Origin of the sequence: Aquimarina agarivorans, assembly GCF_000218485.1 — a bacterium.
Lineage (GTDB): Bacteria > Bacteroidota > Bacteroidia > Flavobacteriales > Flavobacteriaceae > Aquimarina > Aquimarina agarivorans.
In genome coordinates this window covers 80,508-104,864 of record NZ_AFPB01000059.1, presented here as the reverse complement: position 1 = coordinate 104,864, position 24,357 = coordinate 80,508, and the positions used below count along the sequence as shown (strand labels likewise).

Sequence of the window (24,357 nt, the reverse complement as noted above, 5' to 3'; positions counted from 1 at the left end):
CATTATATGTGCTACAGTTCTTTTTTGTGTTGACGTATAATTTCTAAAAGCACATTTTAATTCGGTAAATTCACATAGGTAATGGTATTATAATTGACTTTTGGAAAAGATTGACTTATTTTACTTTTTGAAACAATAGAATAACTACCTTTTTGGGAAGTAATAAGTAAGTTGCACCTTCTAAAACTGTCAGAAACTTAATAAGGATTGATTATAAAAAATCTTGATTTTGTGCGTTGCAAAAACAAGAATTATGAAGACCGTACCAAGTAAAACCAAACAGGTTTTTGCAACAACATTATTCAAAACTTTTGCATCAAACAGATGGTTTAATTTAGAAAAACAATGTGCAGATATACTGAAAAAAAATTCAATACAACCTGTAAAAAAGTAAATTACACATTAGTACGAAGTGACAAAATCAAATGATAAACTGCTGAAAGCGCACGTTCCTATCCATAAAAATAATTGGAGGAGCGTATTTATCAAAATACGTTTGTTTGTTTAAGGCAAATTGAAACAGTAAATAGTTTTTATGAAAAAGCTGATTTGCTGTATTTAAAGAAATCTTTTCTAAAGCTTCTACCTGTTTTTTTTGAAATAATTCCTGCTGTCCTTTTTTTGAAATATGCTTATTAGTACAACAAGATTTTCTTTTAAGCGAAAAAGAATACGGAGTTGCTTTTGAAGTTACATCCCCTCCACAAGTTTTAAGTGATTCAGTAAAACTATAGGTAACTAATCGTGTTCCACAAAAATGGGTACTTATGCTTAACGAACTTGTCGCAAACACAACTAGCATAGTTAATACTAGCGCACTTATTTTTTGGAATACTTTTTTCATTATAAGGTAAAAATACAAAAAAAGAATAGGTTTTTCTTGTTTACTAATACCTAAATAGTGTAACTGTTCTAATTTTCTAGTTTTAAATGACAATTATAGTAACCCTTTTACTGGCACCCAATAAATCTTAAAATAACCTATTTATAAGATTATATATTACCAAAAGATCTTCATTTACATTTTTTTAAAATTGACAAATACTATTTATCGTTTTTTGGTTGGTTTGTTTAAATTTGCTTCACATTGCGTAAGGGGTTGCAGCGGCATCCTTTTTTTGTTTTTTCTGTAACGTAGTGAAGGAATTAACAAAAAAAGATACAGCGGAAGACCCGACCCAGAGGGGTACGCCCAAATATAATAGCACCATGTTGCAAGTAGCACTAATTAAAGAAAATTTTGAAGCCTACAGCGCTGCGCTTCAAAAACGAAATATTGACGCCAAAACATTGCTTGAAAAAGTGATCTCTTTGGATGAAAATCGCAGAAGTACTCAGGCGAGTATGGATGAAAAACTGGCGGAATCCAATAAACTTTCCAAAGAAATTGGCATGTTGTTTAAAAGTGGCGAACAACAAAAAGCCAACATTTTAAAAGAAAAGACTGGACAGTTGAAGCAAGCTACCAAAAATTTAGGAGATCAACTGAATGCTATTCAGGAGGAGTTGAATGGTTTACTTTACACGATTCCTAATATTCCAAACACACTAGTTCCTACAGGAAATTCTGACGAGGACAATGAAGAAATTTTTTCCGAAGGCACTGTGCCCACTTTGCCTAAAAATGCATTACCACACTGGGAACTTGCTAAAAAATACGATTTAATTGATTTTGAATTAGGTGTTAAAATTACTGGCGCTGGATTTCCGGTATACAAAGGAAAGGGCGCGCGCTTACAACGTGCCTTAATAAATTATTTTTTAGATAAAAATACAGCAGCAGGTTATAAAGAGGTACAAGTACCTCATTTAGTTAATGAAGCTAGCGGCTACGGTACGGGACAATTACCTGATAAAGAAGGACAAATGTATCATGTTACTGGCGATGATTTATACTTAATTCCTACTGCCGAAGTGCCCATAACTAATATGCTACGTGGTGAATTAGTTAAGGAAGGTGATTTGCCAATTACCTATACGGGGTACACGCCTTGTTTTAGGAGAGAAGCTGGATCCTATGGTGCTCACGTACGAGGTTTAAATCGTTTGCACCAATTTGATAAAGTAGAAATTGTACGGGTTGAAAAACCTGAAAATTCATATGCTGCTCTTAATGGCATGGTGGAACATATTAAGGATATTTTACGCGAACTTAAATTACCATACCGCCTTTTACGATTATGTGGTGGTGATTTAGGATTTACCGCTGCGATTACTTATGATTTTGAATTATTTTCAACCGCCCAGGATCGTTGGTTGGAAATTAGTTCCGCTTCAAATTTTGAAACTTATCAGGCAAATCGACTTAAGCTACGCTTTAAAGACACTGATGGCAAAAACAAATTGGCGCACACCCTAAACGGAAGTTCATTAGCGTTACCACGGGTATTGGCTGGTATTTTAGAAAATTACCAAACGGAAAATAATATTAAAATACCTGAAGTATTAATTCCTTATTGTGGTTTTGACACTATTGAGTAAGTATTGTATGTTATAAAGAGTTAAAAAATGTACGCATTTTGCTATCTTAGCTTTATGCGTATTTTTTTTGCTTTTATCTTCTTTTTTGGTATTCAATTGGGTTTTACTCAAAACATTCAAATTGCACGTAGCTACTACGAGCAAGGGAAATTTGAAAAGGCCCTAATTAGTTTTGAATCTATTTACAAAAGGAATCCTACAAATTCACAGGCAGTTGTAGGCTTAGCTAAATGTTACCGCCAACTAAATAAGTCTAATGATGCTGTTGAAATTTTAAAGAAAAGTCAACGCGATAATCCTGAGCAATTAATTTATTTGGTAGAGTTAGGAGTAACGTATAATTTAAATAAACAGACAGAAAAGGCAGAAGAAACCTTTGATACATTAGTTTTATTGCTCCAAGAAAAGCCTAATAACGGAAGCTATATTGGTAATGCGTTACAACAATATAATTTATTAAAACCTGCTATTACGTGTTATAAAATTGCCATGGAATACAATCCTAATTTTGTATACGATTTGGAAATTGGTCGTATGTACGGCGAATTGGGTGATTTTGGCAATATGTTTTCCAGCTACTTAGATTATATGCTTAAAAAACCAAATTATACTGGATTGATTAAGCGCCGTATGGACGAATTTATTACCGAGGATCCTGAAAATGAAACAAATGTCATTTTCAGAAAGACACTCCTAAAGAAAAACCAAACCGAGCCTGACATATTATATAATGAATTGCTTAGCTGGCTTTTTGTACAAGAAAAACAATTTAGGAAAGCCTTTTTACAAGAAAAAGCAATCTACAAAAAAACCGATGATGGCATCCCACAACTGATTAATTTAGCGTATACCACCAGAAAAGAAAAGGCCTATGATGTGTCAGAAGAAATTTTAAATTTTGTTATTGACAATACCGAAATAGAATCCTTTAAAGTAAATGCGCATAGAGCAATCATGCAAATTAAAACAGAAACTAGTACACCCTCAAACTATGCCGGAATAAATAAAAAATACCTTCAACTGATTGAACTTTATGGCAACGGTAGATTTAATATGGGTATTTTATTAGATTATGCCCGATTTTTAGGTTTTAAACAGGATAAAAAAAATGAAGCGATTAGTTTTTTAAAAAAATTATTAAAACGAAAATTACCTAATATTGAAAAGGCTGAAACTGAAATATTATTGGCCGATGTATTGGTGCTGAGCAATAAATTTAACCAGGCTTTAATATACTACACTAAAGCTGAAAAAAGAGTAAAAGGGGATTTGCTTGCGCAAGAAGCGCGATTTAAGATTGCTAAAGCTAGCTATTACAAAGGGGATTTTGATTGGGCAAAAACGCAGCTTAATGTGTTAAAAGCCTCAACAACGCAACTGATTGCTAATGATGCTATGCAATTGGCGCTTACCATTGATGACAATACTAAAGAAGACGATTCCACTGCTATTGCTGCCTTAAAATTATTTGCTAAAGGCGAATTATTGACTTTTCAGGAACAGCACAAAAAAGCGATTACCACCTACCAACAAATTATTGATAACTTTAAAGGAAATGAAATTGAAGATGAGACGCTGTTCAATCAAGCCATGCTTTATTTAAAAATGGAAATGCCCGAAAAAGCTATTGTTAATTTTGAAAAGATTATCCAGTTTTTCCCTACTAGCTTACTTATTGATGACACCTACTTTGCCTTAGGAAATTTATACACCGAGCAAGAAAAAACTATGGAGGCTAAAAACCTATTTGAAAAAATAATTTTTGACCATGCGGACAGCATTTATTACGTAGATGCACGAAAAAAATACCGCAAATTACGAGGCGACGCTATTGTGAATTAAATAACACGTGAAACGATGGGCGACGACATTTTTTAAGAAATATCAATTGAAAATAAGTTTAACATTTTTTTAGAAATATTTTCTAAAAATATTGCCCAATTCCAAACACAAAACCACTGGTAGCATCTTTAGAGATTCCGTAACCATAATCAATCCTAAAAATAGCGTTGAAGATTTTTTTATGTATAAATCGAATGCCTGCTCCTGGATAAATTCTGAAATTATCTGAATCTGTAAAATCACTAAAATCTCCCTGAGGATTTCTCCAGCTTCCTGCATCTAAAAACACATTACTTTGCAATACAAATGATTTTTTTTCGTAAAGCGTATGACGATACTCCGTGTTTAATACAATTACGCCCGTTCCGCGGTCAATTGTATTTCCTACTCCACGTACATTAATATTGTTGTCAACGGCAAACGGAGCAAAAGGAGAATCACTATTAGTAGCTAGTCCCATTCGTAATCTGGTTGCCCAATTACCATTTTCGCGTATCCTTTTATAATACGTAAAATCATTCCAACCGATAATAAAACTAGGCAATACACCATCACTACTACGTACGTACTGAAAATTTAATAAACTTTTAAATCCTGACACAAAGTAAAAATGAAAAGCCAAGTCATTGTACTCATAAACCAACTTGTACAAAAGTTTATCCACATTAAAATCAGTCGGCACATCATCCGGAAGCTCTCCCACCCCCTCTTTACTTTTAAATAAGTAATCCTCGTTAAAAAAATTGACCCCAAGCTCAATTCTATTAAAAAAATTGAATTGGTACAATCCTAAAACTTCATACGAGGTATTGTTGTACTTATATTGGGCAGTTCCATTATCCAAAAAAACAGGTTCTTGCGTAGTTAAATTACTGTAATTTAACGCCAAACCTAACTTATTACTAAACAAAAATGGAGCCTTAAAACTAGCTCCAAAAGAATCATAAATATCACGTTGATACCAACCACCTGCAGTTATATTTTGACCAAATAAGTTAAACTCAAATAAGCTTAACCTAAAAGCAAATTCATCTTCGTCAGTAGTATATACATTAGCACCAGGAATTAAGGTGAAGTTTTCTTCTACAGTAAAAAACACATTATACCCAGCAGTCCCTTTTTCAATTTTATAATCAACATTAGCTATAGCTGGCAGGCGAATTAATCGTTTTTTATCTAGTTCGATTTGTTGTTTATCAAACTTTCCATTTACTTTAGTATGTATTACTTTTTTTAAAGCGGTTGATTTTGTACGTTTATTTCCTATAAACTCTACCCCTGATACTAACGCTGTTTGTGATTGTGCTAAAAGACAAAAAAACAATGCAAAAATAACAGTTACTTTTTTTTTTAGAAACATAAGCACTTTTACTTTTTGGTCAATTTAAGAATTTCAAAACTAAAGCAGACATTCTTGTAATAATCAATAATAGATTATACAAAAATGCCTACAAGTTATTGTTTGATTGGGCAATTCTAGAATAAAGCTCTCAAACCTACACTGAAAGTATTTCCAAGACCTTGAAAATTTTCACCCCTTACAAACCTTCCGTAAGAACCTTCAAGATTAATTACTCTTGTTACTTGATATTTGGCACCAATACCTAGTTGAGTTCCGTTTTGTGCAAACTCATTACCTAAATCAATTAAAAAAGATTGTTGGGCATTTATAAAAACTGTTGACTTAGATGTTGGAAAATAACTTAAAAATATGCTAGCTGGCAAAAACAAACTATTATTAGCAAAGCGTTCGCTTTGATTTTTGTCTGGATCTGTCGCTGCATCTGCAGAACTTTCTCCAAAATTAAATTTAAAATCCAATTCAGTAAATAACTGCCATTTATTTGCTCCAAACGTGCGATCGTAAAAGAATTTAGTATCCCAAGCAAAACTACGTTGATCTAAAAAAGAGAATACATCATCAGTTGGTACGGTATCTGCTTTATCTTCAAAGACTGGAATAAAAAATGAACTTGTAAATGAGAAGTTACCTATATTTCTAAAAGGCTGCACTCTTATTGATGGTGCAATAGTTGACAAACCTGATCTTCGGTCATTACCATTGTCTTCAAAACTAAATACATCTAAGGCTGATTGTCCATTAAGTGCATTTGATCGCACTTGAAAAATAAAACCTACGTTTATTCGTGAACTTTCACTAACTCCAGTAAAAATTTCAGTGGTGTTGGTAAAAAAAGTTTGTCTTGGTATATCCACCTTTTTTGAACCTGCATCGGTTTGTTTTGTTTGCGTGTAAATGCTATTAAAAAACTTAATATCCCATTGTCCTTTTCTCAATAATTTTGAAGGTGTAAAGGTTTGAATATTTGAAGCCTCTTGCTCCTCTTCCTGCGCTGTAATTGTTGTTGAAATTAGGGAAATACTTGCCACTGCCAGCATTTTTAATGTTAGCTTCATAATTTATATTTTTAAATTTTACTAAGGGGGTGGGTTGTAATTTGTATCTATTTACTTGGTTTACGCTTTATTTAAAGCCCAATCATAAGTATAAAATGACAATTTAGTATCTTCAGGTAATTTTGTATCACGGTATTTGTTGATGAACTCTTTAACGGAGCCATGTACTTTAAAGTCTTTAGCATACCATTCGAAAATTTGAGATATTTTCGTTTTTTTACCATCAACTCTAATAAAGTTAGGGTCGTTTAATGCCAGTTTAGTTTGTTTAGTTAATTGTGCTTCCAGTGTACTTGCCTTATAAGCTTTTGAAATTATTGGAGGACATCCTAAACCTGCACATACTAGCACAAAATGAAATCGTGCCTCGTTGGGATAAGCTTTAAACAAAATTCCTTTTTCAATTCCATTTAAACTTACTTTTTGACCAGCTACTGTATAATTTTTATTGTCAAAAAAACCTCCAATGTTTAATGGCGACTTTGTTGGATACTTGTCTACAATACCTTTTATAACTGATATGTTGTATGCATTTATGTAAAAGGCTTGAAAATCATTTTTATTAGCCTTTGAAACTTTAGCGCCTGCTATCATAGCCAAAAGCTCATTTAAAGTAGTACTATCAGCTTTTATTTTATCGTAATGTACACGTCCATTTGTAACATAGGCTTTAAAAAATGCATCTGCTTTTTCAAAAAATGCGGTATTGTTTTGTGCAAATCCTAAGCTTGTTATAAAAAATACAATTAGTATGGATATCTTTTTCATTATTTTTTTGTTTAATATTTTATTCACAACCTTTAGTACGAATTGCACATCTGTTACTTACATTAGTTTTTACATTTCGTAAAAATACCATTGATTTTATTTCATATGTTACCGCTTAGCAAATGCTTACCTTTGCCTTCAAAATTAGCTCTTATGTATATTTTTAATATAACCACAAACATTTCTGAAGAAATTGAAAAAGATTGGCTTTTATGGATGAACGACACCTTTATTCCGAACATGATTGCTACAAACAAATTTCATAAGGCAATTATGACTCAAGTTGAAGTTGACGAAGAAATGGGAGGTATTACTTACAGCACGCAGTACTTTACTCATAGTAAAACTTTATTAGATCGTTTTTTTGAAGAAGATCAACCCAGCATCCTTCAAAAACACACTAAATTCAGAGGGCAATACGTAGATTTTAGCACGACATTAAAAGTGATTAGCGAGCAATGAAAAATTCACCTAAAAAGAAAAAAAATACCATAAGGATGATTTAAAAAAAGGGAGTACTTCTCCCGTAAGGGCTAAAAAACATTTAGGTCAGCATTTTTTAACCGATGAATCAGTGGCACTAAAAATTGGCAAAACACTTACCTTAAATGGATATGAAAATATTGTTGAAATAGGCCCTGGTACAGGAGTGCTTACCAAATATATTTTAAGTAATGGCATTAATTTAATTGCTATGGATTTAGATACTGAATCTATTACCTATTTAAATACTCATTTTGCTATTGAGCATGCCGAAAAAATTAATAACACTGCTTCTTTTAAAGTTGTTGAAGCCGACTTTTTAAAGTTTGATTTAACCTCCTTGTTTAATGGAGCCCCCTTTGCCATTACTGGAAATTTTCCTTATAACATTTCATCACAAATTGTTTTTAAAGCTATTGAATATAGGCATTTGATCCCCGAATTTACTGGGATGTTTCAAAAAGAAGTTGCTAAACGTATCTGCGAAAAAGAAGGTAGTAAAACCTATGGTATACTTTCCGTTATCACCCAAGCTTATTTTGACGCAGAATATTTATTTACGGTTGACCCTGAAGTATTTAACCCCCCTCCTAAAGTAGATAGTGGCATACTTAGATTGATTAGAAAACAAAACTACACCCTACCCTGCGACGAAAAGTTATTTAAATCCGTGGTTAAGCAAGCTTTTAATCAGCGCAGAAAAACCCTGCGAAATAGTTTAAAATCTTTTGAGATTCCCTTAGAACAGGCAGCAAATGATTTACTACAAAAAAGACCCGAACAATTGGCCGTAACCGATTTTATAAAATTAACACAAATTATACAGGTTTCTGAGTAATTTTAAACTTTACTATAAATGTAAAAGCACTATTCAAAATTAATTTTGAATAGTGCTTTTGTTTACACACGTCAATCAAATATGTCCTATTATATTACTTTTGAAGTTACATATTCCATTTAAAATAGTTCTTTTTTGCTTGACACTTCAAAATAAAATGCCATCGTAGCCTTAGTTACGCTTTTGTTTTTTTCTTCTTATCTAAACAAAAAATACTGAATTTTTATTTGAGTCATTTAAAATCAGAATCGGTATAAATTACCCAAAAGAAAAATTTATTATACTTTAAAAAACAACGTTCAAACTCAATCTAAACATTTACTTTTTTCTGCATAAAAAAATTGTTCTTGATCTAGTAATCTAATAGCAACATCATCCTTTAAAACTATTTAGAAATTTGCAAGTTTTTTTGAACCTACAAACCTTCTTTTTGAAAATCCAACTGTAAATACATAATCATGTCTTTGGCGGTAATCAATAGTAAAACTTTCAATTGGTGTTGTAATTGATTTTCCTGTAACCTTATCTACAAAATTCCCAAGCTTTACAATTTCAGTTGCTTCGGCAGTTTCTGGCTGTATTAAATTTAATGTAAAGCTTACTTCGCTACCGTTAATAACTACCTTTTTAACTGCATTTTCTTTTAAGCTTTCTGCATTTCTTTTAGGAAATGAATCTTGTTCCCAAACCAACTCATTTCCTTTTACAGAAACAGTATCTGTTCCGCCTGCTGGTTCAGTCAAACCAGGAAAAAATGTAATCAAGTTATAATTAAATTTATTAATTGCAACTTCTATAGCTGTATTCAATTTAAGTGCTTTGGCACTCGATTGTTGTACATTTTCAATGGTTACATTATCCAATGATTCATTGTCTTTTTCGCATGATACGAATCCTAATAGTGCTATAGCCAAACTGCCACAGGCCAAAATTTTGTTTTTCATAATTTAGTTGTTTTATTAATTTGATTTAAACATACACTGTTATAGTAGCTTAATTTCAGCTTTTTAAGCAAGTTTAACACCTTTAACAAATCGATATATAATTAAATAAATTATTAATTTATGTTAAATGAACGCGCTTAAAATAGTCATTTACCATAAGTTATGCTGATACTTTAATAAAACGAACTTATTGATTTAAATTTCTTAATATTTTTTTGCTGAAAAAAAACTTCCCACTCAATGATAAGTAAGTATCTTTACTGACAAATTACCAATCTACTAATCGGATAAGCTATGGCTTTTGAACTTACAAAAGAACTTACTGATGAAATCAAAGAATTCATTAAAAATGAGAACGAATCACGCTTAAGGAGTTTATACAATGATTTCCATTTTGCTGACTTGGCGGAGATTTTTCAAACCTTAACCAGTGATGAAGCTACTTATTTAGTAAAAATTCTGGATGCCGAAAAAACTTCAGAAGCTTTAATGGAAGTAGAGGAAGACTTTAGGGAGGATATTTTAAAAAAACTTTCAGCAAAAGAAATTGCCGAAGAACTTGAAGAACTTGACACCGATGATGCCGCAGATATTATAAATGAACTTCCTGTTGATCGTATTGAAAATGTAATTGCCGAAATTGAAGACGAAGATCATGCCGAAAATATTGTAGACCTACTCAGGTATGAAGATGATACCGCTGGTGGACTAATGGCTAAAGAATTGGTTAGCGTAAATGAAAACTGGTCTGTTACCCGTTGTTTAAATGAAATTAGATCGCAGGCGGAAAATGTGACTCGTGTGCATTCTATTTATGTGGTAGACAATTCTGAAAAATTAAAAGGTCGCTTATCTTTAAAGGATTTAATGGTGGCTCCATCAAATTATAATATTGCTCAGGTATACATCCCAAAGGTCGATTTTGTTTCGGTTACTACCGAAAATGAAGAAGTAGCAAGAATCATGCAAAAATACGACCTGGAAGCTATTCCAGTTATTGATGAAATTGGAAGATTAGTAGGGCGAATTACCATTGATGACATTGTTGATTTTATTAAAGACGAAGCTGAAAAAGACTACCAACTAGCCGCGGGTATTTCCAGCGATGTTGAAGCTGATGACAATATACTTGACTTAACAAGAGCCCGTTTACCTTGGTTAGTTTTGGGTTTATTTGGAGGGTTAGGGAGTGTATATATTATGAAAGGTTTTGAAAATGCCTTAGAAAGCTTTCCGGTGCTTTTCTTTTTTACTCCATTAATTGCAGCCATGGCAGGGAATGTTGGTGTACAATCTAGTGCCATAATAGTTCAAGGTCTTGCCAACGATAATGTAAAGGGGAGTTTATTAAATAGACTATTTAAGGAAGTTAGTTTAAGTTTGATCAACGGTATTGCCTTAGGCCTACTTGTTATTTTATTTGGCTTTTTGGTTGGTCAACAACCTTTAGTGAGTTTTACTATTGCTATTTCAATGCTATCCGTAATCATAATAGCATCACTAATTGGAACTTTTGTTCCCATAATTCTTGATAAAAGAGGTGTTGACCCTGCCATAGCTACGGGACCATTTATAACAACCAGTAATGATATTTTTGGTATTTTTTTATTCTTTTATATTTCAAAAGTAATACTCGGGTTTTAATTGCCTTCCTATCCAAAAAAATGCCATTACTGTCAAATTTTATTAAATAAATCGAACTTTAATAGAGTAGTATTCTAACTCAAATTTTAGGAAATCACCTACAAAATATCCTTTTTTAAAGCTTCCTTAACGAGTCAAAAACTCATTATAAATTAGCAACTACGATTCATTTTACACAATTTGATGCTTTTTCAGTGTCTAATTACATAAAAAATGGACTGCAATTTCATAAAATTACCTAGAGCTTCCTACAGCTGAAGCCCCGTCAGTTGTACTACTTTTATACAATTAACATTTTTAGGTTTATCAATTTCACTTCAATTAAGGCATTCAAAACCAAAAATTTATACAGTATATCACTTTTAGTAAAAGCATAGTTTATTATGATTTAACCAAATATAAATCCTTAAAATTAATAATTACGTCATTTTTTATGTTTTTTTATGACCTAAATACAAACTTAACACAAACACACTTACGAAAACATTTTCATTAACTAAAATCGTGCTATGATCAATTTAAGATTTTTACTATTATTTTTATTTCCATTATCTCTTACATTAACTGCCCAGCGCGATTGGGACAATGTACCTATAGCACCTAATGCTGGTTCGGGCAGAGTTTGGGAATTACAAGAGGCAGTTTCTGACGATTTTAATTATACTTTTGAAGCTACCATGAACCGAGCAAATTTTGGCCCTCCTGGCCAAGCTGCAAAATGGTACAATCAATACCATGATCAGCCCGATGGCAGACCGAATACGTTCCCTGGACCTGGGCCAACAATTTGGACCAGAGATCATGTTTCAGTAAGTGGTGGAACTTTAAATATCATTGCATCACGTATTCGGGGAGAAGCCAAAATAGTAAACAATGTACAAACTTATGATGCTGCTTCACGTAGTGGTTGCATGACTAGCTTAAATAGAGTAATTTATCCCGTATATGCTGAAGCCAGAGTACAAATAATGAACTCCATGCTTGCATCTGATGTATGGCTTCTTAGTCCTGATGATACTCAAGAAATTGACATTATTGAGGCCTACGGAGGTACTCGAGATGATGGGCGTAATCAATTTTTTGCTGAACGCATTCATTTAAGTCACCACGTGTTCATTAGACAACCTTTTAGAGATTATCAACCAAGAAACATCAATAGTTTTTGGAGAAGACGTGCTGTAAGCCAGTGGGGTGGCAGAACAGTAAATATTGGAGTTTACTGGGTACCTCCTACAAGATTAGAATATTATATAGATGGTCAGTTACAGCGTATTGTGCATAACAATGCTGTAGAATCAAGACTTATTGACGAAACTTTCCAAGCCACTTATCCTGCTGGCGTAACCAGCACTGGGGCGAACAGGCGAATTACTTTTTGATCCAAATTTACGTGGCTTCCAATTGATGAATACTGCGCCTAGTTTAGCTGAAGCAAAACGTTTATCAAACGTAAGTGTAATTGATCCTTTTAACCATTTGCAAAACGGAAGACAGTTTTCAAAAGAAATGGATATCATTATCAATGTTGAAGATCAAAGTTTTCAAGCTGACGCAGGACGCACTCCCACTGATGATGAAATAGGCAGACCTCAAGACAATATCATGAGAGTAGACTGGATTCGAGTGTACAAACCTGTATCAGTAAATGGTCCTCAAAATATCCCTGTAAACACTGATAGAGATCGTTCTTTAGAGTTTACTAACAGAAATTTATTTGCTCCTAGCGGCGCTATTGATCCAGAATTTACAGCTGGTGAAGAAGTAAGCTTAAGTTTAAATTATGCTACGGGTAGCGAAAATGGTGAAGAAGAAGCAATTAATTATGTAGCCGTTCTTATAAGAGAAATAGATGAAGATGGTGAGGAAGTAGCCTCTAGTCCTTTTACCGCTGTTGTAGACATTGACAGAACTCCAGATTTAGCCAATCAAGGTATTGCTAATTTTGCCTACACCATTCCCACAACTTTTGATGAAGAAGGTAATCTCCCAATACCGTCATCAGACGAACTAGAAGATGGCCACCAATTATTAATGATTTTGTTTATGTCAGTTGATAACTATACTGCTTTTGCCGATACCTCAACAACAATTACTTACATCAATAATGGCAGTACAAATGCAACACCAGCTGCTCCTGCGCCTGTAGCACCTGCACCAAGTCCAAATCCTGTGGCAACCAATAGCAATCCACAAGTATCCTTTACCAATCTAGGTAATGGGAGCAATTTTAGTGTTGGTGAAAATCTAGGAGTAACAGTAAATGCTACTGATATTGATGGCAATATTAGCAATGTACGCTTATCATTTGACGGAACTTTTATCCGTCAAGAAAATATAACTCCTTACAACTGGGGTGCAGATAATCCAGGCAGCAATGATAATTTACTAAATAATTTAACTGCAGGAAATCATACATTAACTGCCGTTGCAATAGATAATGATGGAAACATCACTACTGAAACTATCACTATCAGTGTAACAAACCCAACAGCAACAGCACCAACGAATCCTACTCCTGCTCCTGCTCCAAATCCTGGAGCATCAATAGCATCGGTTACCAATGTTGCTTTAAACAAAACAGCTACGCAATCCGGTACACTTTTTGGGTTAACAGCTTCTTTTGCAAACGATGGTGACACCGAAAACTTTTCACATACTGATGAAGATGCCAATGCTTGGATTGAAATAGACCTTGGAGAACGATACAACATTAGCCAAGTAAATATTTGGAATAGAGAAGATTGTTGTGAGGATCGATTAAGCGAATACCAATTATTTATTTCAGATCAGCCTTTTTCTTCAACAGATATTGTTACTACTGCCAACCAAACAGGTGTGGGCGTATTTTTCCAAAATGATGTTGCCGAAAGACCTACAAGCGTTGGTATGAATTTTATAGGACGCTATGTACGTATTCAATTAATAGGCACAGATATTCTTCACCCTGCTGAAATTGAGGTATTTGGAACTTCTGTGACTACTAGTGCAAAAATTTTAACTACTGATAATTTAAGTAATTCAGTTGAAAAGCTAAATTTTTATCCAAATCCTGTAAGTAAAGGAAACCATATAACTGTTGAAAACACTTTGGAAGGCAATACTATTAAAGGGATAGATTTTGCAGGAAGATTATTAATTAACACAACTATGCAACAAAATCATACCACTATAGATGTTTCAGCACTATCAAGCGGACTTTATTTTATCTCTTTAAACAATCAAATAAAAAAATTGATTGTTAACTAAACTAATAGTTTGTTTTTCTAAACACTAATTCTTAAAACTAAATTCGCTAATTTTCAAAAAACCGAAGCCCTTTTGAACTTCGGTTTTTTTGTGCTATTTTATTATATAATAAAAACTTAACATTTAAATTCAAAAATTGATAATAAAGTATTAGCGTTTGCAGATACAATCTAACAAAACAACATTTTTTATCGTTTATTTTATCTAATACTAGAGCTGACAATAAAGTTCTCAAATACAAACTAGGATTTTTTTCTTCTGACAAGAAAAAAACATTTTGCATGAGAAATTTAAAGTCAGAAATGGTATGAAACAATTTCATAAAATTAAACACAAAAAAATGAAAAAAATTAAATTATTTTCGCTCTTACTATTTTATTCAACATGTAGTTTATTCGCTCAACGAGATTGGGATAACGTACCCATACCTGCCAATCCTGGTGCCGGAAATACTTGGCAGTTGCAAGAAGCCCCTTCCGATGATTTTAATTACACATTTAATACCAGCAATACTCGTGTAAATTTTGGCCCTCCTGGACAACCACCAAAATGGTACAATACTTACCACGATCAACCCAACGGCGCTCCAAACACTTTCCAAGGGCCTGGACCAACTATTTGGACTCCTAACCAAATTTCTGTTCAAGGCGGGTTTTTAAATATTATAGCCTCCAGAGTTCCTGGCGAAGTAAAAAGAGGTTTTAGTGGGGAACAATTATACAACTTTGCTACCAGATCAGGTTGTATGACAAACTTAAACCGAGTTAAATATCCTGTTTTTGTAGAAACTCGAATTCAAATAATGAATTCGATGCTGGCCAGCGATGTTTGGTTATTAAGCCCTGATGATACTGAAGAAATTGATATTATTGAAGCCTACGGAGGCTCAGGCGATGATGGCCGGAATGCTTTTTTTGCTGAACGCATCCATTTAAGTCATCATGTATTTATACGTCAACCTTTTACAGATTACCAACCACGCGATTTTAACAGTTTTTGGAGAAGACAAGGTATTTCAGAATGGGGCGGTAGAACCGTAAATATTGGCGTATACTGGGTTTCACCAACAAGATTGGAGTATTATATTGACGGACAATTACAGCGTATTGTTGACAACAACGCATTGCAAAGCAGGTTAATTAATGGTCAATTTGAAGCTACTTACCCTGCGGGAGTTACAAGCGATCAACCAGGAGGACAATTACTTTTTGAAACTGGTGCCAGAGCTGGATTCCAACAAATGATTACTGCTCCAAATTTACAAGCTGCTCAAGCAGCTTCCAACGTAAGTGTAATTGATCCATTTAATCATTTAAATAATGGTAGGCAATTTTCTAAAGATATGGATATCATTATCAATGTTGAAGATCAAAGTTTTCAGGCTGACGCTGGTAGGTCCCCAACGGATACTGAAATAAGCCGAAGAGCTGATCATACCATGCGAGTTGACTGGATACGTGTTTACAAACCCGTTAGTGCTAGTGGTGGCGGTAATCCTCCTGTTGGAACTACAAACAGAACACGTTCAGTAACGTTTAACAATAGTAGTTCATTTGCTCCTGCAGGGAGTGCCACTCCTCAATTTCAACCTGGACAAAACGTAAACCTTAATTTGAGTTATGCCACAGGCATTTCAAATGGAAATGAAGAAGACCTAAATTACGTAGCTGTTCAAATAAGAGAATTGGATGAATCAGGTAATGAAGTAGCTACAAGCCCATTTACCGTAGCTATCCCGGGTAGTGCCGCAAATACTGGTACAACAAATTTTTCATACACCATACCTGCAAGTTTTGATGAGGCTGGTACTAATCCTATACCATCATCAGCAAATTTAGATGCAGGACATCAAATTTTACTTTTGGTATTCATGTCAGTAAATAATGATACTGGTTTTGCTGACGATAATACCCTTATTACTTATAACATATCAAACCCCGCACCACCAACACCACCTGCAGATAACTTACCTCCACAAATTAGTTTTACAAATCCTAGCAACGGAACTAATTTTACTCAAGAAGCTAGTATTGGCGTAACGGTAAATGCAAGCGATACTGATGGCACTATTTCAAACGTAAGGTTATTTTATGATGGTACTTTAGTAAGGCAAGAAAATATATCGCCTTACAACTGGGGTATCGATAATGGCAATAGTAATGATAATTTATTAAACAATGTAACTGCTGGTTCGCATACTTTGCAAGCAATTGCTACGGATAATGATGGCGTTGAAAGCTCACAAACCATTACAATAAATGTAGCAAATCCTGCCCCACCAACACCTGTAACAAATATTGCATTAAATAAAACTGCCACCCAATCAAGTACTCTTTTTGAACTTGAAGCGTCTTTTGCTGTTGATGGCAATCGAAATAATTTTTCTCATACTGCTGAAAATGGAAATACCTGGGTTGAAATAGATTTAGGTGGTCGTTTTTCAATAAATCAAGTTAATATTTGGAATAGAGAGGACTGCTGTGCTGAAAGGTTAAGTGAATATCAATTATTTATTTCTGATCAACCCTTTATTTCAACTGACATTGTTACTACTGCAAACCAAACAGGTGTGGGCGTATTTTTCCAGAGTGATGTTGCGGAAAGACCTACCAGTGTAGGCATGAATTTTACAGGGCGTTATGTTAGAGTACAATTAACTGGCATAGGAATACTCAATATTGCTGAAATTGAAGTATTTGGCACACCAGTTTCTGGTGCTAAAGTATTAAGTTTAAATGATTCCTTAGCACCATTGAATCTTTACCCTAATCCGGTTGCTAGTGGAAACGCGGTTACCATTGAAAATACTACAGCAGGCGGTGCACTTTCAATTTTTGATGTCTCAGGAAGATTAATTACTAAAATAAACACTCAAGATCAACAAACAACTGCAGAAACTATTAATTTATCTAGTGGTATTTATTTTATTGAAATCAATAAAAAAGTAAAGAAGCTTGTTGTAAAATAGACTTGTAACACTGGTGCTGATTTTAGATTATTCAAACAAAAAATAAGCGTAGCCTTAGCTACGCTTATTTTTTATTTTTGTAAGTATCAAAAAAACCAATTTTAAACGGGTAATTTCACGTTAAAAATGATATTATCTTATCAAACTAAAATGACCAGTTTCTTGTTTACCATCAATTAATTTAGAAACAAACCAATAATCATCAGCGGGCATATGCAAATCATTATACGTACCATTCCAACGATCTGTTGGCCTAAAGCTTGCTAACAACCTGCCGTAGCGATCATAAATTTCAATATATTCAATAAGGTTCATGGCTTTTGTACTTACTTGCCAATAATCATTATTTGCATCACCATCTGGAGTAAAAAATAAAGGATATGCCCTGTCTCTAGGAGGATTGACACTCACTGTTAAAGTTGAAGTCAATTCGGAAGGACATTCGCCACTTACTTCATTTATTTCATAAATTATCTGTTGTACCTGATCTGTAGTGTTAATTAATACATCTGAAATAAAACCATTGGTTGATACAACTGTAGACGCTCCATCTATTAAGTCCGAATCTCCACTTGCCTTCCATTCAAATGTATTGGGAAGTAATCCCATATCAAAAACTAAATCATAATTAACAACAGCTCCACTTTCAATAACTATTGCATCCACTTGCGATGTTTTTTCAGGAGTAACAGTAATTGTGAATGATGAACGCACACTCTCGCAATCAGCATCATCTTTTTGAGCAACAAAATAGGTTGTTTCAGAAGCTATACTAGTATCAATAATCGGCTTTGAACTCTGCATTATTGTCAATGCACTAGTGTACCAAACCAAGGATTCTGTTGCGGAAACAAATGTTTCAATATCTACTGGAGGCATGCCAAAACAAAAGATAGCATCAGTCACTAATGGAGCTGACAATGCCATACAAGGCTCCGGACCATCATTATCTTCAATAGTACCAATTGCTGTTTGAAAAATCGAATTTGGCACACCATCAACATTTACAATTTCTAACTGCAAAGTTTCAGCTTCTTCTTCAATAAAATCATCCAATGTTTCTAATTCAAAATTTGCAGTACTCCCTCCACTAGGTATAATTACACTTAAAGTTCCACTTATGTAATCCCGAGGCAATGCAGTGATGTTTGTAATTGCCAAAGTCACCTCAATATCCTTAGTAGCTACTTCTGTTAAAGCAATTGGAAACACTAATTTTTCACCTTCTACAACAGCATCACCTTTACTAATAACGGCTGTTAGTACTGACGCATCAGGAAGTACGGTAACTTGTAATTCCGACAGCTCAGGAATACAGCCTGAAGATGGTGTTGATGCTATAGTGTAAACGACAAGCTGCGGATTTTCCGAAGTATTTGTAATTGTGTCAAAAATGGTATCCGAATTTGTGCTAGTTAATGTTTCTCCAATTGTGTCACTATTATCGGAGGCCTTCCAATTGATGTTACCAGCTTCCAAACTCATTTCAGCTACAATATCAAAATTAACAGTAGCACCGTTAACAATAGTCATAGTAGCTAGTTTTCCTGAATCTCCACCTACCACATTTACAGCTACAGGCACACGTTCACTCTCGCATCCTGCTGAAGTTTGCTGAGCCACATAATAAAACATAGCGCCTGAAACTGACGTATCAATATTGGGTACACTTATAGGTGTTGTTCCCAAGGCATCGGCATACCAAACTAATGGTTCTGTTGCGGTGACAAATGTTTCAATGTCTAAAACAGTTTCTCCTACGCAAAACGTAGTACTTGCCACTACAGGATTATCTACCACGGGGCAAGCTATGTCATTATCCTCTATTTCACCAACAGCTGCGGAAGTAATAGAATTAGGTAACCCATTTACATTAACAATAGTTACTTCCACCTCTTCGGTAATTTCTACTTCAGTATCATCCTCAGTAGGCAATACAAAAACACCTTCATCATCACCTGATAAAATAGTAATGCTAGCAACTGTTACCCTATAATCTGCAGGCAGTGTGGAAATATCGGATATGGCAAAAGTAACCTCAACATCTGTTATTGCCACCTCTGTTAATTTGACATCAAACTCCAAATCACCACCTTCAACTACAGCTGCATCACTTATAAATGCCGATAGTGTTGTTACTGGAGGCAATACAGTAACCACCAATTCCGATGGTTCTGGCGGACATCCTGTAGTTGGGTTTGAGGTAATGAGATAAGTAATAGTTTCGCTAATGCTAGAAGTGTTGACCAATACATCATCAAGAATATCTGATCTAGTAGCCGTCAAAGACTCGCCAGTGACATTTGTATTGTCCGTTGTCTCCCAACTGACACTACCCGCTTCCAATCCCATTTCCGAAATGATATCAAAAGCTATCGTACCGCCACTTTGTATTGTTTTGGTGGCTGATTGAGCCGCCCCACCTGCGTTAACAACAATAGTAACAGGAATACGGGCACTTTCGCAATCTGTAGCTGTCTTTTGTGCCACATAATATGTAGTTGTTCCTGCTAACGAGGTGTCTATTGTTGGTTTTGCTATAGCAGAAGTGCTTACAGCGTCCATATACCAAACTATAGTTTCAGTTGCTGTAATATAAGTATCTATATCCGCAGACGTATCCCCTATACAAAATTCAGGCACATTTTGAATAGGTTCTGCAACCACAACAGCAGCACATAAATCTACCCCACTACAGTCCACTATAGCTTGCGCGCTAATAAAATCTTTAGGCAAACCTAAGGCGTTAGTAAACGCCAAGTTAACAATTTTAGAAGTAGCAGGACATGAAGCAATTTCACCCTTCCAGAAGTAAGTAACCTCGGTATCGGCCAATACGGGACCTGCTAATTTAGGATAAGTAACCACTCCTGATACGTTTGTACCAGCATCAGCAGCAGATACAAAAGTAATTTCAGCAGGTATTGGATCGGTAATTTGCAAATCAAATGCGGAATCCAGTCCCGATTTATATGCCGTTAACTGGTGTACGCCTGAAGTTGAAGAACCGTCTGGCAATCCATTAATCACTCCCGCATACCCAGCGCGTTCAGGTACACCGGTGACTACCCATGTAGGTGTCGGACTTGCGGTATTCCCTACCCATAATTGCAACTGATCATCCGCTAACTGCAATTTTATGTTCACAGGATTTCCTGGAGGTGTTACAGTTGTCGATTTTAAGGAAGTAGTACCGTCAAACACCTCCACTCCTAAACTTGCACCTCCAAAATTAGGTTTAAAAATAATATAAATTCCATTATCAATGGCTCCTCCAGTATGTCGTAAGGCAAATCCATAAGCCTGACTATCTGCAAAATTAACTTCGGCCTCAATCGTTCCGTTTGTTCCATGCGAAAAATCATGTGTTGAAACCGCCACACTATTTGACACATTTGAAACACCCACATTAGGTGTCACCGTCATAGCAGGTCCACTTTGGGTAGTCCATGACCTAGTGAAATCAGCCTCAAAAGGAGAACCATCGGTATTTTTATAACTTAAAGTATAGGTTACCTCATCACCCACTACAGCTGATTTTGGAATAACCGTTTTTGTCATTGACGAAGGCGGCGGAGGTAATATTACCGGAGTACAGGTAATAGTAACTTCGGCGGTATCAATCACTGGCGACTCATTTTTAGCTTCTATTGAAGCCGTGTTGATTTGAACTTCATCAGCTCTTGAACAAACTCCAGAACTAAAATTTGCTGTTGCCAAATAACTGAATGATCCTTTTTCCTTAACCTGCATGGCACTTTTTTTCCAAGTAATTGTTCTGGTGGCTTTGTCATAAGTGGCTTGTTCGCCCAAAATAGTTACTGAATCCCCTAAATTCGCACCCTTATCATCTACAAAACCAACAAATGTAAATCCTACAGGCAGAACATCAGTTAAAACTACATCTTCAACTTCTCGCCCTGGTACAGGACTATTTCCAAAAATTCTACGCCAAGTAAAACCATCCCATTCCTCAACCAATACATTGTCAATGGTAATAGCAGGTGTTTCGCAGGCTTCATTATGATATTCCATTACTGGCACATCAGGATTATCCGGATCTGTCCAATTATTTGTCACTGGATAATACAAACCGTCATCACCATCACTCACTGCTGGATTCCACGACCAGTCATCATCCCACTGTACATCACCCCATGCACTAGTATGCATTTGCCATTTGGCTCTAAGTGGATTTGCTCCTCCCTGGTGCACACGTCCGCCTGTTAAACCAAAGTAGCGTGAAATATGAGGCGTAATTGTCGCCAGTTGTTCTGAAAATTTAACAATTACCCGTTGGTTCCAAGCACCATTAGCATCGGATCCAGGAATAATCTTTTCACTGGTTATACTTACTTTTGATCGATCTCCTCCTTCGTAAATTTGTGCATCCAATGCCCAACCTGTACCCGTACAACCTGGTGTTCCTGCCACACAATCCACAGCATTATCATTTAAAAATAATGAAATACGATAATTCCCATAATCAATGTAGGGCTCGGCTGCGCCGTGATACAACCTTATTTTAACATCGCTTTGATTGGTTGTACCTCCGTGTCCGCTATGCGCATATGCAGGAATTACACCTTGTCTACCTCCATTTAAAAATCCGCCTGATGAGGCATTTTCAAAATCTACGGTGTATGTAACTTGATCTCCAGGATTAACTGTAGCATTATCCACTGTTTTTTCAATTTCTAAAGCTTTTTCTGCCACGTCAAAACAATTACGCTGCATCACCGCCGTTTCCTCGTTTGGAAATTCATTAGATGTCCAGCCTTTTCCGTTTGAAGTCTCAATATCAAATTCTGTGCAAATCCTCCCTGTAGTTCCTTTATCAATTTTTAAAATCATCTTGACTTCCCCTTGCGTAGGTGGAATTCCTGTGGTAGATTTAAAACCTGGTACCGTACCTATATCCCAGGTAACAGTTCCGCCTGAATTTACACCGCCATCAGTTGCAGAAACAAAGCTCATCCCTTTAGGCAGTGTCGTACTAATTTTAACGTCTTTCCCATCTACAGAGGCATAATTTCTGTAACTAATGGTAAACTCAACTTCATCTCCCGTAAAAGCAAAAGTTTTATTTACGCTATGATACACCTTTAAGTTTGATTCCAACACTGCTTCCGCAGGAGAGTGGTGATTTCCCGAAAGGGTTAACATACCTAACAATCTAAAAAAACCATGAAAATAACCAGGAATACTTGTTAAATACCCATCTCCCGCTGTAGTAGTATCCCATTCAATAACGCATTGACGGTATAGTTTTGCCATTAAGTCATAATCTTCAGCTGCTACGGCAGCAGGCGAACCTGTTCCTGCCAACCAGTTTAAGGGAAAAGGAGTTTGCTCTTTTCCTGTTATAGGGTTGTAATATTGTTTTACTTGTGAAGTTCCATTATATGTTAAATTAGGTCCTCCCCCTACATCTTCGCAATCATTCGACCACGGAGCCTGACCTGGATTATCTAAAAATCTAGCCAATCGTTTTCCTATATTTTGCTCAAATGAGTTTCCCCCTGGATCTACTTGATGTGTTGTTGGATTCCATGATGTTTTAGGATCCCCATGCCATACATAATTTAACACCGTTCGCCATGGGTTTCTAAAATCTTCTCCATCTAAAAAATTAGAATAGGTTGGATTATTAGATGCATCCAATTCCACCCAACCTGCCAAAGGAAGCGTAGTGGCATCATCTAACATTTTGCCCATTAACCAATCCGATGAAGCTTCTGCTCTTTCAAATTGACTGATATTCCAACCTTGATCTCTTGCCTCTCCGTTTTTATCTAAAAAGTCCGCAAAAGCATGATAATAAGATGGCGCTGCATAATCAATATGTTGTTGCCCTGAACCTCCAAATTGAGGAACACCTGGACTTCCTGGAGGTAAAAAATCCGTCAATTGCACCCATGTATTACCTCCTTTAAAATAGCCATCATAGCCTATAGAACCTGATGAAAAATCATTATTTACAACATCTCCGTCTGCTCTTTCTACTATTCCTCTTATAACTTTGAGTGCCTCATCTTTATAACTTATCACGTTGCCACAGGCATCCTTATACCCAGAATCATCACCCCACTGCTTATAGGCTACTAATAAAGCCAACGCAATATCATAATCTCCATCAGCGGCTGAATCCGTATTATCTTTAAGTGCAAACTCTCCATATCTGTAAGCCGGATCAGGTACAATACAGTCTGAATACCTCGGCTGCTTGATCATTCTAAGGTCATGCGTTCTAAACCAAATTCCATCAAACGTAGTTTTATCTGCCATTTCAACAGCTGCCAACATCCCATAGCCATCACCTTCGGAACAATCATATGGACATCCTAAATTTGCTCTTATGTACCTTACTCCATCATGACTTTCGCCTGAATATTTGAAACGGTTGGCCATAATTTGCCAAGCATCGCGTATGGTTTCCTCCATTTCGGCATGAGTCACCCCTGGCGCATTTGTTGTTGCTAAATTTCCTAATTTATGATTTACTGATTCATAGGCTAAAAATTGAGGAAAAGGAAACGCAGGATTACCTGAATTGATATCTACGAAAACTTCAGGGGCGGTTGGGGCTTGAGAAAAACTTACAATTGCAAGAAAAAACGCAATAAAACATGAGTATATTTTATTCATTGATATAGTGGTGTAAATAGCGGTTTAGTTATGCTTTGTAACGTTGTTGACTTTAAAAAATTACCTGTTAAAATTTT

General features: G+C 35.3%; 14 protein-coding genes and 1 pseudogene. 9 read left to right on the top strand and 6 right to left on the bottom strand.

The features are described from left to right. Window positions 1–253 precede the first annotated feature (253 nt). Complete coding sequence (locus GMC_RS22055; RefSeq protein ID WP_238527903.1) at window positions 254–394, top strand: hypothetical protein; 141 nt, start codon at window positions 254–256, stop codon at window positions 392–394. A gap of 27 nt (window positions 395–421) precedes the next feature. Here GMC_RS22055 and GMC_RS20455 read toward each other — a convergent pair whose 3' ends face one another. After that, window positions 422–844: an HYC_CC_PP family protein gene (locus GMC_RS20455; protein WP_138940547.1), complete on the bottom strand. Its 423-nt coding sequence runs from the start codon at window positions 842–844 to the stop codon at window positions 422–424. 365 nt (window positions 845–1,209) lie between these two features. On the opposite strand from GMC_RS20455, the gene serS reads away from it, so the two are divergent. Further along, entirely contained in the window at window positions 1,210–2,481 is a 1,272-nt protein-coding gene (gene serS, locus GMC_RS0102645) for a serine--tRNA ligase (RefSeq protein ID WP_010520679.1), read from the top strand. Window positions 2,482–2,508: 27 nt separating this feature from the next. Continuing rightward, on the top strand, window positions 2,509–4,323 hold the full coding sequence (locus tag GMC_RS0102640; RefSeq protein WP_010520678.1) for a tetratricopeptide repeat protein: 1,815 nt from the start codon (window positions 2,509–2,511) through the stop codon (window positions 4,321–4,323). An 82-nt stretch (window positions 4,324–4,405) separates the two neighbouring features. Here GMC_RS0102640 and GMC_RS0102635 read toward each other — a convergent pair whose 3' ends face one another. The 3 genes from GMC_RS0102635 to GMC_RS0102625 form a co-directional block, all read right to left on the bottom strand. Continuing rightward, a complete protein-coding gene (locus GMC_RS0102635) occupies window positions 4,406–5,683 on the bottom strand; it encodes a POTRA domain-containing protein (RefSeq protein ID WP_010520677.1) in 1,278 nt (425 codons plus the stop codon). 116 nt (window positions 5,684–5,799) lie between these two features. Then, window positions 5,800–6,741, bottom strand: a complete 942-nt coding sequence (locus tag GMC_RS0102630) for a hypothetical protein (RefSeq protein ID WP_010520676.1) — start codon at window positions 6,739–6,741, stop codon at window positions 5,800–5,802. Window positions 6,742–6,801: 60 nt separating this feature from the next. Continuing rightward, window positions 6,802–7,509 carry a DUF547 domain-containing protein gene (locus GMC_RS0102625; protein WP_010520675.1) on the bottom strand — a complete coding sequence of 236 codons (708 nt, stop codon included), beginning with the start codon at window positions 7,507–7,509 and terminating at the stop codon, window positions 6,802–6,804. A gap of 153 nt (window positions 7,510–7,662) precedes the next feature. On the opposite strand from GMC_RS0102625, the gene GMC_RS0102620 reads away from it, so the two are divergent. Together GMC_RS0102620 and rsmA are read left to right on the top strand one after the other, a co-directional pair. Then, the gene (locus tag GMC_RS0102620) at window positions 7,663–7,971 is read left to right on the top strand and encodes a DUF4286 family protein (protein WP_029489563.1); all 309 of its coding nucleotides are present in this window, start codon (window positions 7,663–7,665) and stop codon (window positions 7,969–7,971) included. Between the two features lie 13 nt (window positions 7,972–7,984). Further along, a pseudogene (gene rsmA / locus GMC_RS18810) lies at window positions 7,985–8,830 on the top strand (16S rRNA (adenine(1518)-N(6)/adenine(1519)-N(6))-dimethyltransferase RsmA); the annotation flags it as partial. A 389-nt stretch (window positions 8,831–9,219) separates the two neighbouring features. Here rsmA and GMC_RS0102610 read toward each other — a convergent pair. Further along, the gene (locus GMC_RS0102610) at window positions 9,220–9,774 is read right to left on the bottom strand and encodes a hypothetical protein (protein WP_010520672.1); all 555 of its coding nucleotides are present in this window, start codon (window positions 9,772–9,774) and stop codon (window positions 9,220–9,222) included. Between the two features lie 294 nt (window positions 9,775–10,068). On the opposite strand from GMC_RS0102610, the gene mgtE reads away from it, so the two are divergent. The 4 genes from mgtE to GMC_RS0102590 all read left to right on the top strand — a co-directional run bounded on the left by mgtE (window position 10,069) and on the right by GMC_RS0102590 (window position 17,632). Continuing rightward, entirely contained in the window at window positions 10,069–11,418 is a 1,350-nt protein-coding gene (gene mgtE, locus GMC_RS0102605) for a magnesium transporter (RefSeq protein ID WP_010520671.1), read from the top strand. Window positions 11,419–11,927: 509 nt separating this feature from the next. Beyond that, window positions 11,928–12,797 carry a LamG domain-containing protein gene (locus GMC_RS22050; RefSeq protein WP_050813283.1) on the top strand — a complete coding sequence of 290 codons (870 nt, stop codon included), beginning with the start codon at window positions 11,928–11,930 and terminating at the stop codon, window positions 12,795–12,797. A 25-nt stretch (window positions 12,798–12,822) separates the two neighbouring features. Further along, a complete protein-coding gene (locus tag GMC_RS18800) occupies window positions 12,823–14,664 on the top strand; it encodes a galactose-binding domain-containing protein (protein ID WP_040472330.1) in 1,842 nt (613 codons plus the stop codon). A gap of 340 nt (window positions 14,665–15,004) precedes the next feature. Further along, window positions 15,005–17,632 (top strand): galactose-binding domain-containing protein, encoded by a 2,628-nt coding sequence (locus tag GMC_RS0102590; RefSeq protein ID WP_040472342.1) that lies wholly within the window; start codon window positions 15,005–15,007, stop codon window positions 17,630–17,632. A 132-nt stretch (window positions 17,633–17,764) separates the two neighbouring features. On the opposite strand, the gene GMC_RS0102585 is transcribed toward GMC_RS0102590, so the two are convergent. Further along, entirely contained in the window at window positions 17,765–24,280 is a 6,516-nt protein-coding gene (locus GMC_RS0102585) for a glycosyl hydrolase family 8 (RefSeq protein ID WP_010520668.1), read from the bottom strand. Window positions 24,281–24,357 lie beyond the last annotated feature (77 nt).